Below are 14875 nucleotides of genomic sequence, written 5' to 3'. Positions count from 1 at the left end.
CAGGGGACAAATCATAAGGAGTCTGTCATGAGCGCTTATTTATCGAAAAGACTGTTGTACATGGTCATTATCTTATTTGCGGCATCATTATTGATCTTCTGCCTGTATGCATCAACCCCCGGCGATTTCATAACTGGAAATATCAAATTGACTGCAGAACGTAAAGCTGAGCTGCGTGAGATCTACGGCTTGAACAAGCCGATGCTTGAGCGGTATGGAATCTGGATGAAGAATGCGCTGCATGGCGATTTCGGGTATTCCTTAGCCCAACAAAAGCCTGTGCTGCAGCTTTTTAATGATTATATTTGGAATTCCTTTCTACTGGCTGCCGTTTCCACGTTTCTGACGTGGGTGATTGCAGTTATTATTGGTGTGATTTCAGCCTATAAGCAATATTCATGGTTCGATACTCTCGTGATGATCGCTATATTCGCAGCAATGTCACTGCCGTCATTTTTTATAGGCTTATTCCTGATCAAAATCCTGGCCGTCGATCTCAAGTGGCTCCCTCCGGGTGGAATAATCACGACAGGTAGTAATGCTACGGGTCTGGCGTATTTTAAGGAGATTGTAACGCATATGACCCTTCCGGTTGTTGTTATGACCCTCCTTGGATTGGGCTCACTCACCCGTTATTTCCGCAGTAATATGATCGATGTCTTAAAACAGGATTATATCCGCACCGCCCGTGCTAAAGGCCTAAGGGAGCGAAAGGTGCTCTTTACACATGCTCTGCGAAATGCTTTATTGCCTGCGATTACTCTGGTTGGTTTCGAGCTTCCAGCACTATTTGGCGGATCACTTATTATAGAAAAAATATTCAATTGGCCTGGGATTGGCCAGCTGTATATGCAGTCCTTCGGACTTAGGGATTATCCTTTGCTGATGGGCTTTACGATGTTTATTGCCATACTTACCGTCATAGGAACGTTGCTTTCGGATGTTTTGTACCGGATTGCCGATCCTAGAGTTCGGCTATAGAGAGGAGGAAGCTGACGTGGCAGTTCAAAGTAATGTAGCGGGTATCTCGAAACCCCAGACCACCAAAGGAAAATCCTCTTTATTCCGGCAATCCCTTCGGAGGTTGCTGAAGAACAAGCTGGCGGTATCCGGGTTTGTGGTAGTGATCTTTATGTTTGCGCTTTGTTTTATTGGCCCGCTGTTCTCACCCTATACGGATAACAAAATAAATATGGCACTGATGAACAAGGCCCCTGATATGAAGCATTGGCTTGGCACTGACGCGCTGGGCAGAGATATTTTGACCCGGGTGATGCAGGCAGGACGCATTTCACTAACAGTAGGACTGGCATCAATGGTTCTTTCAGTGTTTATCGGGGCTCTTTTGGGAGCCATAGCTGGGTATTACCGCGGAATCGCCGATCAAATCATAATGCGGATTGCGGATCTTTTATTGACGGTTCCGAGTTTGCCGCTGCTTTTTATTTTTGGAGCATTATTATCAGAGTGGAAGATTCCAACGGACTACCGGATGTATATCGTTATGCTTATGCTCAGCATTGTGAGCTGGCCAGGTATGGCGCGTATGGTACGGGGGCAAATGCTTAGTCTGCGAGAACGTGAGTTTATGCAAGCAGCTGTAGTATTAGGCCTTCGGGATCGGCGTAAATTATTTAACCATTTGCTGCCGAACATTATCCCGCTACTGATCGTTATGGCAACGCTCAACATCGGTGGCGCTATTCTGAGTGAATCGGTTCTTAGCTTTTTTGGGCTAGGTGTTATGCCGCCAACGCCAACCTGGGGCAATATGATTGACGCAGCGAATAATATGATCGACTTCAAGGATCGGCCGTGGCTGTGGATTCCACCTGGGCTATCCATCTTCGCGACAGTAATCGCGATCAATATTTTTGGTGACGGACTCCGGGACGTACTTGATCCTAAACAGAAGAGGTAGGTGACCCTCACATGAGTGATTTAATGAATATAGACGGTCTAAGTACATACTTCTTCACGGAAGAAGGAAAAGTGAAAGCCGTTGATGATGTAAGCTTCCGTGTCCGTGAAGGAGAGACGGTCTGTATCGTCGGAGAATCGGGCTGCGGCAAAAGTGTAACTGCGATGTCCATCATGGGTCTTGTTGAAGAGCCAGGGGGCAAGGTAACCCATGGCAAAATTGATTTTCAGGGTGAAGATTTGTTGCAAATGGACAAAAACACACTGCGAGCCATCCGTGGCAACGAGATCGCGATGATATTCCAGGAGCCCATGTCCTCTCTTAATCCTGTAATCAAGATCGGTGAACAAATTATGGAGCCGTTGATCGTGCATTTGAAGATGAATAAGAAGCAGGCGCGTATCCGGGCGATTGAACTAATAAAACAGGTAGGCATATCACGACCTGAGCAAATTGCTGATAGTTATCCACATGAATTAAGTGGAGGGATGCTGCAGCGGATAATGATCGCTATTGCTATCGCATGCAGTCCAAAGTTATTGATTGCAGATGAACCGACAACGGCGCTGGATGTAACGATTCAAGCACAAATTCTGGATATGCTTCGTGAAATTAAAGACAACTCCGGCATGTCTATTCTATTAATCACCCATGATCTGGGTGTAGTCGCGGAGATGGCTGATTACGTGATTGTTATGTACTCCGGAAAGATTGTGGAGGAGGGGGAGGTTGTTGAATTGTTCAACAATCCCAAACACCCTTATACGAAAGGGCTGCTCAAATCGAAGCCAGTTATCAATCAGCGGCAGGATGAGCTGTATTCCATACCAGGTCAAGTGCCAAATCCGCTAGAGCTGGTACCCTCTTGTTATTTTCATGACCGCTGTGAGCATTGCATGCCTGTATGTGTCAGCCAGCAGCCCCAGCTTAAAGAAGTGGCCAGCAGACAAAAGGTAGCTTGCTGGTTGTATGAGGAGGCGGTTGTTCATGCCTGAGGCACTGCTTGAGGTCAATCATCTGAAGAAATATTTCCCTGTCACTAAGGGATTGCTTAACCGGACGGTTGGGCATGTAAAGGCTGTTGATGATATTAGCATCACGCTTCAGCCAGGGGAGACGTTTGGGCTTGTAGGAGAATCCGGGAGCGGAAAGAGTACGGTCGGACGGACGATTTTACGGCTAACGGATAAAACGGCAGGCGAGATCAAATTCAAAGGGATAGACATTCATTCTTTGTCTCCCGCTGAATTGCGAAATATCAGACCCCAAATGCAGCTAATCTTTCAAGACCCGTATAGCTCACTTAACCCTCGGGTCCGCATAGGAGATGCTATCGGAGAAGCTTTACTGGATCATGGCTTATGCTCAAAATCAGAGGTTCGTGATCGGGTGCTTGAGGCGCTTGAGGCATGTGGTTTATCCTCTTATCATATTGATCGCTTTCCGCATGAATTCTCAGGAGGACAGCGACAACGGATCGGAATCGCGCGTGCGCTTGTGCTGAATCCTGAGCTAATCATTGCAGACGAGCCAGTCTCGGCCTTGGATGTGTCCATCCAAGCACAGATTATTAATTTATTTAGTAAGCTGCAGCAGAGCCGTGGGCTCACCTATTTGTTTATCTCCCATGATTTGAGTGTGGTTGAGCATTTATGTTCAAGAATCGGTGTTATGTATCTGGGATCTATGATGGAGACGGCTTCTAGAGATGAATTATTTAAGAATCCGCTTCACCCGTATACCAAGGCATTGCTATCAGCTGTTCCAATACCTATTCCCAAGCTGAAAAGGGAAAGAATTGTCCTTAAGGGGGATATTCCAAGTCCGGTGAACCCTCCTTCTGGCTGTAAATTCCATACACGGTGTCCCTATGCTCAAGAGGTTTGCAGATCTGAAATTCCGGAATTCCGGGATGCTGGCAATAACCACTTTGTAGCTTGTCATTTGGTCTGATAGCTGTCAAAGATATAATGACGATTCGCTCCTAAGTCTTGAATAATTAATGTTGAATTGTATAATAATACAATTTGACCTTATTTTTGCCTGAGCACAAAAAGTCTTAGAGGGTTTCGAAGCCAGGTTAATGGGGTAATAGAGAGTGGTTAGGTTAGACGTACATATCTAATCGGTCTAGTATAAAATCCCTACTTAGGAGGAATCATCGTGAATACAACAGTACGTTTGACAGAAAGATCCGGCTCGACTTCTTCACAGCGCAGAAAAGGCTTTGTACCGGTAGTCGTGTACGGTGCAGGTTCAGATAGCCAGTCCTTTACAGCGGATGCTAAGACAATTACCGGGATTTTGGCTAATAACCCTCGGGCAGTATTAACCTTGGAATTACCAGACTCGGGTAAAAAGAACGTTGTCATCCAAGAAATCCAGCGCCAGCCAGTATCCAAACAACTGCTGCATATTGATTTTCAACAAATTGATATGAAGGCTAAATTGGATACAAAAGTGGCATTCCACTTTACAGGTGATCCAGTAGGTGTGAAGAGTGGCGGCGTGCAGCAAATTGAATTGCATGAGCTGGATATTCGCACACTTCCAGATAAATTAACGGCATCCTTTGAGGTGGATCTCAGTGGACTAGATATTGGTGATCAATTGCTGGTGTCTGATCTTCCGAAGCATGAAGGCTGGGAAGTATTGACGCCTGAGGACACTTTGATTGTCCGAATTGCGCCTCCAGCTGCTCAAGAACCAACCGATGAAGATGCTGCTGAACCAGCTGCAGTCGAAGCTTCTGGTGAAGATAAAGCTGAATAGAATAGTGAATAAATCATAAAGAGCAGATAGATTCCTACCATAGGAGCTTTCTGCTCTTTTTGTTTTGTCTTCGTAAACACGAATTAATAAAATAAGTGCGGTCTTTCGTATAGTTTCTTAAATGGGATTTATGGTTGTTTCGCCTCATTTAGTTAAAATTTTACAGAAAATCGTTGACGAATAGGCCGCGAAGGCTGAAAATGAGGACAATTACCATGGTAAAGAATTCAAAAGTTCCTGTTGTCGCTGTTTGAAAACGCTTTAGTATTATGCTTCAAAGATCTCTCATTACCCAGTTCATCATGATTATGAGGAGGAAAGTTATGAAGATGAGGAAGCTGTTTTCGATCTTAATGACAAGTCTGTTGGTGCTTGGGGTAGCTCTACCTTTTGGTGGAAAAGCGAGTGCAGATGCCACAAGTGATGCTTCAAATCGTGCTTTAGTTTGGCTGAAGGCCCAGCAGGATGCAACGGTGGGATATGCTTTTGAAGGCTTGGTAGATAGCTTTGAGGATTTCTGGGGACCTAACAACCCCAAACAGATTGTATATACGTATGATCAAGCTGTTGCAGCTATTGCCTTTATTGTAAAAGGTGAACGGACACGGGCAGAGCAAGTGTTGAACAAAATGCGAGACATTCAGGACCCTTCAGGTTTCTGGCTGAATTCTTATTGGTATAACAATGGCTTCGGAGAAGAAATTCGTAAACATGTGGGGCCGGTTGTATGGATGGCAATGGCAGCTATGGCTTATGAAAAGCAATATAATGACACGCGATATCGTCCGATGGCGCTCAAAGCGCTCGATTGGAGCTTACAGTATAAAAAAGCAAATGGCAGTATCGCAGGAGGATGGAGTGCTTGGAGTAACTCCGATGAGCCTTGGAGCTCAACCGAGCACAATATCGATATTTACCGGGTGCTACAGTATTATGCTTCAGTGGATTCCTCAAAGGCTGCCACATACAATAGCGCAGCTACTGGAGTCAAAACCTTCCTGGATAATTATGTGTGGGATGACAGTGTCAAACGCTTCAAGGGAGGCTGGAAAAACGATACGAATCTGATTGATCCTAAAATTCCTTTAGATGTGAATCCATGGGGAGTACTGGCTTTAGGAGTATCTGGAACGCATAACTATGGAGCAAGCTTAGCCTATGTTGAAAATGCCTCCGGCACCCCGGGGACCCTTGCAAATCCGCGTTACAAGCAGACGCTTACTTACAATGATGCTGGGAATACGCTGACCGGCTATGATTTTGACTGGACGGATGAAGTTTTACCCGCATATGACGATAACGGGAATCAAATCGGTAACACGGGTGCTGATGTATGGTTTGAAGGAAGCGCATTCATGTCGCTCGCCTACTTTATGCAAGGCAATGTATCCAAAGCGGATGCCATTAACACTGAAATTATTAAAAAACAAGGCACAAGCGGCGCTTCGCTTGGGGGAATCCCGTACTCACTGAAAGGGACCAGCAACAGCTATTGGGTGATGGCGCAGCAAAACTGCGTGTCCAGCACGGGTTGGTTAATTCTATCCCTGCATCGATTTAACCCATTCACCGGGCAATACTTGACGGGTGGTGGTAATACTGGAGACACGATAGCACCTACTACACCTGCTAATCTGACAGTAACCAGCAAGACGGATACAGCAGTTAACCTGAGCTGGTTTGCTTCAACTGATAATGTTGGTGTAACGGGATATCTCGTTTATCGCGGAACACAGCAGGTAGCCTCTGTGGCGGGAACTACAGCAACTGTTAGTGGACTTACTCCGAGCACAGCCTATACGTTTACAGTAAAAGCTACGGACGCAGCAGGTAATTTATCATCCGCTAGTAATACCGCAACAGTTACTACTAATCCCACTGGAGGCAGCGGAGGCGGTGATCATGTGACGGCTGACTTTACAGCAGGGGTAACGAGACTTTCTTCAACAGAAGCGAGCATTTATATTACACCTGTAACCAGTGCTCTTTATGTAGATGTGCATTATAAGGTTAACGGGGGGCCACAGCTTAATTACCGGATGACCAACAGCTCAGGTACATGGAAACAGACTGTGAGTGGGTTAAGTGCTGGCAGCAGCATTGAGTACTGGTTCACTTACGAGAAATCCGGCCCACAATATGATTCAGCTCATTATACTTTTGTTCAGTAGTGAGATTATGAAAGACTTGAACAATAAAATTCGTAGATAGAGCAAGTAAAATAAAGAAGGCTGTCCCAGATGCCATAGTATTGGCTCGGGAGGGCTTTCTTTTCTTTGTTTTAAATGAAGAGTGAAGCAACAGCCTAGCTTAAATCAAAGAATACAGTGCGGGTAAAAGAGCGAAGATCCTCCTCTAGACGGAGGTACGCTCTTTTTTTATGCCGTAAAATCTTGGAGGGAAACTTTAATGCAATGATTTGTTTCAGTAGGAGATTTAAGGGGGAGTGTTTTATTTACAACGTAACAGTGTTATGTTACGATGTTTTCGAGGAGTGATCGAAATGGAAGATGATTTGATTTCGAAGAAGCAACTGCTGGATTTAACCGGTATTTCATATGGGCAATTGTATCGCTGGAAAAGGAAGCAGTTAATCCCCGAGGAATGGTTTATTCGCAAATCTACCTTTACTGGACAAGAGACTTTTTTTCCTAAAGAGATGATCTTGTCGCGAATTCACAACATTGTGAATATGAAAGATGGGCTTTCTTTGGATGAAATGGCTGATAAGCTATCGGATAAGGCATCCTTTGAGAAGGTGAGTGTAACTGCTAAGGAAATTATAGAACGTAACATTGTTTCGACAACAACGCTGAGGAAATTTGGAGAAAGTCTCGGTGATGAAAGTAAATATACTTTTGAGGAGCTCGTTCATTTATTCGCCGTAGACCGCCTGCTTAGTGCTGGGGAAATGAGTATGGAGGAGGCGGAGCTTCTGTTTCGCACTTTGCAGGAGAAAGTTTCAAGGCTCGAGAGTGGAAGCTGGGAGTTGTTTTTTGTCCGGAAAATGGGGGTTTCATCCTTCATTCTGGCACAAGCACCTGCGGAGTTATGGTTTGATGAAGGGGTTAGATTAGTCAGTAAAATGACATATTCAGATTTGATCGAACAATTGAAAGGTAAGCTTGCCTACAAGCTTGTTGAATAGGAGGAAGAGTAATGGACAAACATCAGCTGCCTGATTTGATAATAAACGGGGTTAGTGGTGGGGCCGGAGGTACTTACAACAACGTAAACATGGATGGTGTAGGTAAAGTAGTCGGACCGATTGTGGCGCGAATGTTTAAAGGAAATGGGCATATGAATTTGAATGATGATCTCGCAGCAGAAGAAGCAGAATGCAACGGGGTCATCAAAGTGATGGGTAATATGCGTTTTGGCACCCTAAAGGTGGATGGGGTTCTTAATGTAGGTAAGAGTTTTCGAGGTGAAAGCTGTACCCTTAACGGAATGGTGAGTGTCAAAGGGGATTGTGAACTTGAGGATTTTGTAGGTGAAGGTAGCTTTAGTGTTGGTGGTTTACTAAGTGCCGGTCATGTGGATTTCAAACTGCAGAGTCAAGGGAAGGCTAATGAAATTGGTGTGGAAAGCCTCGTGATACGGCAAGTGAATAATGGGTTTTGGAGTAAGATGTTTAGCGGAATCATCCCTAAACTTCGGCCTGAGCTATGTGCTCGAACAATCGAGGGAGATTTTATAGATGTAGAATATACAACTGCGGATATCATCAGAGGAAATATTGTCATTATTGGCCCAGGCTGTACACTCGGACGGGTAGAGTATCGCGAACAAATTACAGTGCATCCAGAGGCTAAGGTTGGAAAGGTGGAGAAGGCCCTGTGAATGATAATCTGAAAATAATTGGAACAACATCTTCAGCCGGTGGTTCTTTTAAAGATGTTAAGATCACTGGAGAATGCAAATTCGCTGGAGATGTGAATTGCGAAAAGATGAATCTGACTGGAAATGCAAATATAGCTGGAAATCTGCATATGAAGCAAATGAAAATCACTGGCGAAATTGCACTCGAGGGTAATCTTGAAGGGGATTCCTTACGTGGACAGGGTGAAATAAAAGCAGCCTCCGTAAAAATCGATGAGCTTCATCTCTACGGAAATTTGGATGTGAAGGGTGATTGTGAAGGGGAAAAATTGCAAATTTCCGGTGCCTTAAGCGTAGCTGGATTACTTAGCGCTGAGCATTTGGAGATTAAATTGTTTGGTCCAAGTAGTGCGAAGGAGGTTGGGGGCAGTATCTTAACCATTAAGAAGAGTAAAACGGGGAGACTGCTGCATATGATGAAGCCAACTTCGAAAATACTGTTTGAAGCGGGGCTAATCGAAGGCGATGCTATTGATCTGGTCAATACAAAGGCTAGTATGGTGAGGGGAGAACGTGTAATCATTGGTCCGGATTGTGAAATAGAAACGGTGGAATTCCGCGATACACTAGAAGTTCATAAGCACGCAACAGTGAAGCATCAAGTGAAGATATAAAGACAATATTATAGTTATTTTTTGAGAAAAAGAGGAGTGGAACATATGAGTGCTGCCAAATCGCCCAATCTGGGTATTGTTATCGCAGGTCTCCTATTAGGAATTCTTATGGCCTCCATGGACAGCACCATCGTTGCAACTGCAATGGGTAATATTGTTGGGGAGCTTGGCGGAATGGACAAATTTGTCTGGGTGACATCAGCCTATCTCGTAGCCGAGATGGCGGGTATGCCCATTTTCGGCAAGCTGTCTGATATGTATGGTCGTAAGAAGTTTTTTATTTTTGGAATTATCGTATTCATGGCGGGTTCGGCTCTCTGTGGAACGGCTGATACAATAACTCAGTTAGCTGCGTACCGGGCCATTCAGGGCATTGGTGGCGGGGCGCTGGTGCCAATCGCTTTTGCCATCATGTTCGATGCTGTTCCGCTGGAGACGCGGGGCAAGCTCGGCGGGGCATTCGGAGCAGTATTTGGGTTGTCGAGTATATTTGGTCCATTACTGGGTGCGTATATTACCGATCATATTGCTTGGCAGTGGATATTTTACATTAACTTACCCCTTGGACTGTTGGCTTTTGCGATGGTCGTATTCTTTTATAAAGAATCGCATGAGCATTCTAAACAGCCCATTGACTGGTTGGGAGCGGGTACGCTGCTTGGTTCAGTCATTTGCTTAATGTTTGCGCTGGAGCTAGGCGGGAAAGAGTATGCTTGGAATTCTTCCATGATTCTTGGTTTATTTGCAGCCTTTGCCATCCTTGCAGCAGTGTTTCTTGTTGTAGAGACTAGAGCGAAAGAACCGATTATTTCCTTTGCTTTGTTTAAAAAAAGATTATACGCGGTGAGCATTATCTGTGCACTATTTAGCGGTGCAGCCTTTATTGTGGCTTCTGTGTATATTCCGATCTTTATTCAAGGGGTATTGGGCGGATCAGCTACAAATTCAGGACTTGTATTGCTGCCAATGATGGTTGGCTCAGTGGTTACAGCTACAATGGGCGGATTTCTGATGTCAAAAACCAGTTACCGCAGCCTGCTGATTCCTACATTCGCACTTTTGGTGATCGGTACTGGACTTGTAGCGACACTCACGCCGGAGGCTTCACGACTGCTTGTTACTTTATATATGATTTTAATTGGGCTAGGGATTGGTGCTTCATTCTCAGTGCTAAGTACGGCATCTATTCATGGATTGACGGCACAGCAACGTGGCTCTGCCAGCGCAACGCTGAATTTCATTCGTTCAATGGGCATGACCATAGGCATTACCACCTTCGGTATCATTCAAAGTCACTATTTCTCAGGCAGTCTTACCAAGCTACTCTCGGCTAATGGTGGAGGAGCGGCTCCGGCGGGAGCTATGGATTTTAAAGATCCGCATGCTTTGCTCTCACCTGAGACTAGGGCGCTCATTCCACCTGAAATTCTGAGTAAGATTACAGCTGGGTTATCTTCTTCCATAGTAAACACCTTTGCTTGGGCGGTGATTCCTGCAGCTTTAGCGTTATTGGCTTCGTTCTATATGGGACGTCAGAAGATGGATGCCTCTGCGGAGGGGGATGTTCAAGCGTCTGGGCATTAACATGTAGTCTAGATAATATTCGTTTGGTTATGTTTCAGTGAAAATAGACATATAAAAAAATGACCACCACTTCGGGTACTTCCTAAGTGGTGGTCGTTTTTTGTCTAAAGTCATATATGCCCTCCATCTCTAGTCCCACAAACAGGTAGAAAATGGTCGATTGTACTGCGAATTTGGTTCACAAGTATCTGACGGTTTCCCTGATAAGACGTTCTGCTCTCTATCTCGCCAGAAGCTAAGATTCTGATACTCTGAAAACGTAATCAAAATCTGGGTATAGGAGATTCCGATATGGGGGTACCTGCTGGCGAACTGCTTCCCAGCGTCGATCCGGTTCATCGATCCCGCTGGAAGATGAAGAACAAACATAAGTTGTTCTTCATGGCTTTTCCATTTCTTGTTGTCACCTTTATTTTCTATTATCTGCCGATCAGCGGATGGATTTATGCCTTTTATGATTTCATTCCCGGAATACCGTTGTCAGACACGCCTTACGTTGGTTTGAAATGGTTCAAGACGATTGTATCTAATCCGACGCAGACCGCAGAGGTTCTGCGGGTGCTGAAGAACACGCTTGCCATGAGTTCACTCGGATTAATTACATCCATCTTTCCAGTGATCTTTGCCATTATGTTGACTGAGATTAAGTCAGGCTGGTATCGCAAGTTGGTGCAGACACTAACCACGATTCCAAACTTTATCAGCTGGATTCTGGTATATGCATTGGCATTCTCGTTGTTCTCTGTAGATAACGGTGTCATCACTCACATTTTAGTGCAGCTTGGAGTGGTAGATGAAGGGTATAACTTCTTAGCCTCCAGCTCAAATATTTGGGTCACGATGATCGTTTGGTACTGGTGGAAATCGTTAGGCTGGGGTGCCATTCTCTATCTTGCTGCAATCGCAGGCATTGATCAGGAATTGTACGAAGCTGTTGAGGTGGATGGTGCAAGTCGGTTCCGCAAAATTTGGCATATCACCATTCCAGGTCTGATTCCAACCTTTTTTGTACTGCTTCTGCTCTCCATAGGTAATCTAGTCAATAACGGGATGGAGCAGTACTTTGCCTTTCAAAATGCGATGAATAAGGATTCTATTGAGGTGCTGGATCTTTATGTATACAACATCGCCTTCGCGAACAACTTTCCTTTTGCCACGGCCGTCAGCATGTTGAAATCGGTTGTCAGTGTAATTCTACTATTCGCAGCGAACACGTTGTCTAAGATGGTGCGTGACGAATCTATCATTTAAGTCAGGGGTGATCCCACTTGAGAAAGAAAAAACTAACGGCTGGAGAACTTATCTTCCAGATTATGATCTATACGCTCTTTGGATTGTTCACCCTGTCATGCATCTACCCATTCTATTATTTGTTCATCAATACGATTAGCTCGAATGATCTTAGCGCAGCGGGGGATATCAAATTTTATCCAAGACAGATCCATTTTGATAACTATAGTAAGGTGCTAAGAATCAGTGGTCTAGGACATGCGGCAACAGTCTCCGTGTATAGAACGGTTGTCGGGACGTTGCTTACTGTGGGGTCTTCAGCTTTTTTAGGATATTTGTTCACCAAAAAGGAAATGTGGGGCCGGAGTATTTGGTACCGGAGTGTCGTGGTTACGATGTATTTTAGCGCAGGTCTGATCCCTTGGTATATTACAATGCACAATTTGCATCTGACCAATAATTATCTGGCTTATATTTTGCCTACGATTATTACGCCATTCAATATCATTCTGGTCAAAACCTTCGTTGAGGCCATTCCTCCATCCCTTGAGGAGTCAGCGTCTATGGATGGTGCTGGTTACATGCGGGTGTTCTGGAGCATTATTGTACCGCTTACTACGCCAATTTTGGCTACGATTACGATTTTTTCCGCAGTGAATCAGTGGAACTCATTTATTGATACGGCGTTTCTGATGACAGATACGAAGTACTTTACGCTCCAATTCTTGTTATGGCGTTATTTGAACGAGTCCAGCTCACTCGCAGCTTTAATTCGTAATTCACCAGATATGGCCGCTAGTGTAGCGAATATGCAGACTCCAACCTCTGTACGGATGACCGTAACGATGATCGTCGTATTGCCGATTCTAATCGTTTACCCATTCTTCCAGCGCTTTTTCGTCAAAGGGATTATGATCGGTGCGGTTAAGGGCTAATGAGCTACCGGATCGGTAACGAAATGGGGTTTTCCTCTGCTAGGAGCAGAGCTGAACTATATGTGAAGATACGAAAGGGAGGGTATAAAGCAATGAGACTAAGAAGAGCATCGCTTGTCATGCTATCCGTAATCCTGGTCTTTGTTCTGGCAGCATGTGGCGGGGGGAATAATACGGCTAACTCGGGTAAAAACACGAGCACAGAGAAGCCTACTTCCGCTGCAACGAATGCGCCGGCGGAAGAAACAGCAGCACCGGATGACGGAGCACTTGATCATTCCAAGCCGCTGAAGCTGACCGTATTCTCTACAACAGCTAACTATGCGGGTCCACAAACCGGGTGGTTTGCCAAAATCATCAAAGATAAGTTCAATATTGAGATGGACATTGTAGCTTCAAACCTGACAGGTGGAGATACCAAAATCTCTGCAATGATGGCATCGGGTGATCTTGGAGATATCATTATTTTCGGTGATGATAAGAACCATTATCCAAATGCGATCAAAGGAAAGCTTCTTTTAGACTGGACACAAGACGGACTTCTGGATAAATACGGAAAAGACATTGGGAGTACGTTCCCAAAAGCGATTGAGAAAGCAAAGGTTGCTTTTGGTGGTGGATCATCCGTTTTTGGCATCGGAAACAGCGTAGCTTCTAATCCATCTGGACCTTCTGAAGGGAGAGATATGACTTGGGGGCCAGACCTGCGATGGGATCTTTATCAACAAATCGGAGCACCTGAAATTTCAAAGATTGAAGATTATTTGCCCGTGCTGAAAAAAATGCAAGAGCTTGAGCCCAAAAATGAGCAAGGAAAGAAAACCTATGCTTTCTCGATGTGGTCTGACTGGGACGGCAACTATAAAATGACACTGGCGAAACAGTTCGCCAACATGATGGGCTATGACGAAATTCCTGATACCGCTGTATATGTTAAAGCAGACGAAGAGAAATATTATGACTTCTTATCCGAAGACAGCTGGTATATGAAGTCGCTCAAACTGTATTTTGAAGCTAACCAAATGGGTCTGGTGGATCCAGATTCTATGACACAAAAATTCGACGATGTTGTAGCGAAATACAAGGATGGTCGTCTGTTGTTCTCTTGGTTCCCGTGGCTAGGGGCAGCAAACTACAATACACCGGAAAGAACAGCAGAAGGTAAAGGTTTTGCATTAGTTCCGTTCAAGGATGAGCTGATGTATTCCACTGGCTTCAATGTATACGGTGGTAACGGTATTATAGCAATCGGTGCAAAAGCTAAAGAACCTGCTAGAATTATGGAATTTATTAACTGGATGTATACTCCGGAAGGTGCAATGATCTCTGCAGGAAGCGGAACAGCGGTGCCTAACGGACCTAAAGGTCTAACCTGGGATATGGATGCAAGCGGTAAACCTGTCGTGACTGACTTTGGTTGGAAGGCTTATGCCGATCAACAGAATACACAAGTGCCTGCAGAATATGGTGGTGGTGACTACTATTACGGCTCTAATCAAATGAACTTCTCTTTTGTAGTTCCGGCGATGGTGAATCCAGACAACAAAGAGCCATACGATCACAATCTATGGACGACAACCCTAGAGCGTAATCCGTCTAAGCTTGATAGTGACTGGAGAGCGAAGATGGGCGTTCTGACGCCTAAGGAGTATTTTGAGAAAAATAATCTATTGGCCGTAGCACCACAAGGCTTCACTGGAAAAGAACCATTGATGATGGACAAAACACTGGAGCAAAAGAACAAACAAATTGGTACGGTCATTCAACAAATTTCTTGGAAAATGGTTTTTGCTAAAGATCAAGCGGAATATGACAAATTGAATAAAGAAATGCATGATAAGGTGAATGGTCTCGGCTATGCCGAAGTTATGGATTTCTCGATTAAAAAGGCAGAGGAATTGTTCGAGGCTCGTAAAAGCGTGAAATAAGGTGTGATT

The 14875-nt window shown here is 44.6% G+C and carries 13 protein-coding genes; all 13 read left to right on the top strand.

The features are described from left to right. Positions 1-27: 27 nt before the first annotated feature. The 13 genes from H70737_RS20075 (at position 28) to H70737_RS20015 (ending at position 14866) form a co-directional block, all read left to right on the top strand. A complete protein-coding gene (locus tag H70737_RS20075) occupies positions 28-981 on the top strand; it encodes an ABC transporter permease (protein ID WP_042190021.1) in 954 nt (317 codons plus the stop codon). Positions 982-997: 16 nt separating this feature from the next. Continuing rightward, entirely contained in the window at positions 998-1921 is a 924-nt protein-coding gene (opp4C, locus tag H70737_RS20070; protein ID WP_156113156.1) for an oligopeptide ABC transporter permease, read from the top strand. Positions 1922-1932: 11 nt separating this feature from the next. Beyond that, entirely contained in the window at positions 1933-2916 is a 984-nt protein-coding gene (locus H70737_RS20065; protein ID WP_042190016.1) for an ABC transporter ATP-binding protein, read from the top strand. After that, a complete protein-coding gene (locus H70737_RS20060) occupies positions 2909-3874 on the top strand; it encodes an ABC transporter ATP-binding protein (RefSeq protein WP_042190014.1) in 966 nt (321 codons plus the stop codon). The genes H70737_RS20065 and H70737_RS20060 overlap by 8 nt, the downstream gene beginning before the upstream one ends. 210 nt (positions 3875-4084) lie before the next feature. Beyond that, positions 4085-4693 (top strand): 50S ribosomal protein L25, encoded by a 609-nt coding sequence (locus H70737_RS20055; protein ID WP_052404365.1) that lies wholly within the window; start codon positions 4085-4087, stop codon positions 4691-4693. Positions 4694-5016: 323 nt separating this feature from the next. Next, on the top strand, positions 5017-6864 hold the full coding sequence (locus tag H70737_RS20050; protein ID WP_197071233.1) for a fibronectin type III domain-containing protein: 1848 nt from the start codon (positions 5017-5019) through the stop codon (positions 6862-6864). 332 nt (positions 6865-7196) lie between these two features. Continuing rightward, the gene (locus H70737_RS20045) at positions 7197-7841 is read left to right on the top strand and encodes a YhbD family protein (RefSeq protein WP_042190010.1); all 645 of its coding nucleotides are present in this window, start codon (positions 7197-7199) and stop codon (positions 7839-7841) included. Between the two features lie 11 nt (positions 7842-7852). Then, the gene (locus tag H70737_RS20040) at positions 7853-8536 is read left to right on the top strand and encodes a hypothetical protein (RefSeq protein ID WP_042190007.1); all 684 of its coding nucleotides are present in this window, start codon (positions 7853-7855) and stop codon (positions 8534-8536) included. Beyond that, positions 8533-9189 (top strand): hypothetical protein, encoded by a 657-nt coding sequence (locus H70737_RS29905; RefSeq protein WP_052404364.1) that lies wholly within the window; start codon positions 8533-8535, stop codon positions 9187-9189. Before H70737_RS20040 ends, H70737_RS29905 begins: the two co-directional genes overlap by 4 nt. Before the next feature lie 45 nt (positions 9190-9234). Further along, on the top strand, positions 9235-10773 hold the full coding sequence (locus tag H70737_RS20030) for an MDR family MFS transporter (protein ID WP_042190005.1): 1539 nt from the start codon (positions 9235-9237) through the stop codon (positions 10771-10773). Between the two features lie 291 nt (positions 10774-11064). Then, entirely contained in the window at positions 11065-12024 is a 960-nt protein-coding gene (locus H70737_RS20025) for an ABC transporter permease (protein WP_042190003.1), read from the top strand. 17 nt (positions 12025-12041) lie between these two features. Further along, the gene (locus H70737_RS20020) at positions 12042-12938 is read left to right on the top strand and encodes a carbohydrate ABC transporter permease (protein WP_042190000.1); all 897 of its coding nucleotides are present in this window, start codon (positions 12042-12044) and stop codon (positions 12936-12938) included. A 92-nt stretch (positions 12939-13030) separates the two neighbouring features. Next, the gene (locus H70737_RS20015; protein ID WP_042189997.1) at positions 13031-14866 is read left to right on the top strand and encodes a type 2 periplasmic-binding domain-containing protein; all 1836 of its coding nucleotides are present in this window, start codon (positions 13031-13033) and stop codon (positions 14864-14866) included. The last annotated feature ends 9 nt before the right edge of the window (positions 14867-14875 follow it).

Source organism: Paenibacillus sp. FSL H7-0737 (assembly GCF_000758545.1).
Classification (GTDB): Bacteria; Bacillota; Bacilli; order Paenibacillales; family Paenibacillaceae; genus Paenibacillus_AQ.
This window is presented reverse-complemented; position numbering and strand designations above follow the sequence as displayed.

Bases quoted from the DNA above. Each gene is read 5' to 3' on its own strand.
- H70737_RS20075 (WP_042190021.1), top strand. From the start codon at position 28: ATGAGCGCTTATTTATCGAAAAGACTGTTGTACATGGTCATTATCTTA.
- H70737_RS20065 (WP_042190016.1), top strand. From the start codon at position 1,933: ATGAGTGATTTAATGAATATAGACGGTCTAAGTACATACTTCTTCACG.
- H70737_RS20060 (WP_042190014.1), top strand. From the start codon at position 2,909: ATGCCTGAGGCACTGCTTGAGGTCAATCATCTGAAGAAATATTTCCCT.
- H70737_RS20050 (WP_197071233.1), top strand. From the start codon at position 5,017: ATGAAGATGAGGAAGCTGTTTTCGATCTTAATGACAAGTCTGTTGGTG.
- H70737_RS20045 (WP_042190010.1), top strand. From the start codon at position 7,197: ATGGAAGATGATTTGATTTCGAAGAAGCAACTGCTGGATTTAACCGGT.
- H70737_RS20040 (WP_042190007.1), top strand. From the start codon at position 7,853: ATGGACAAACATCAGCTGCCTGATTTGATAATAAACGGGGTTAGTGGT.
- H70737_RS20030 (WP_042190005.1), top strand. From the start codon at position 9,235: ATGAGTGCTGCCAAATCGCCCAATCTGGGTATTGTTATCGCAGGTCTC.
- H70737_RS20025 (WP_042190003.1), top strand. From the start codon at position 11,065: ATGGGGGTACCTGCTGGCGAACTGCTTCCCAGCGTCGATCCGGTTCAT.
- H70737_RS20015 (WP_042189997.1), top strand. From the start codon at position 13,031: ATGAGACTAAGAAGAGCATCGCTTGTCATGCTATCCGTAATCCTGGTC.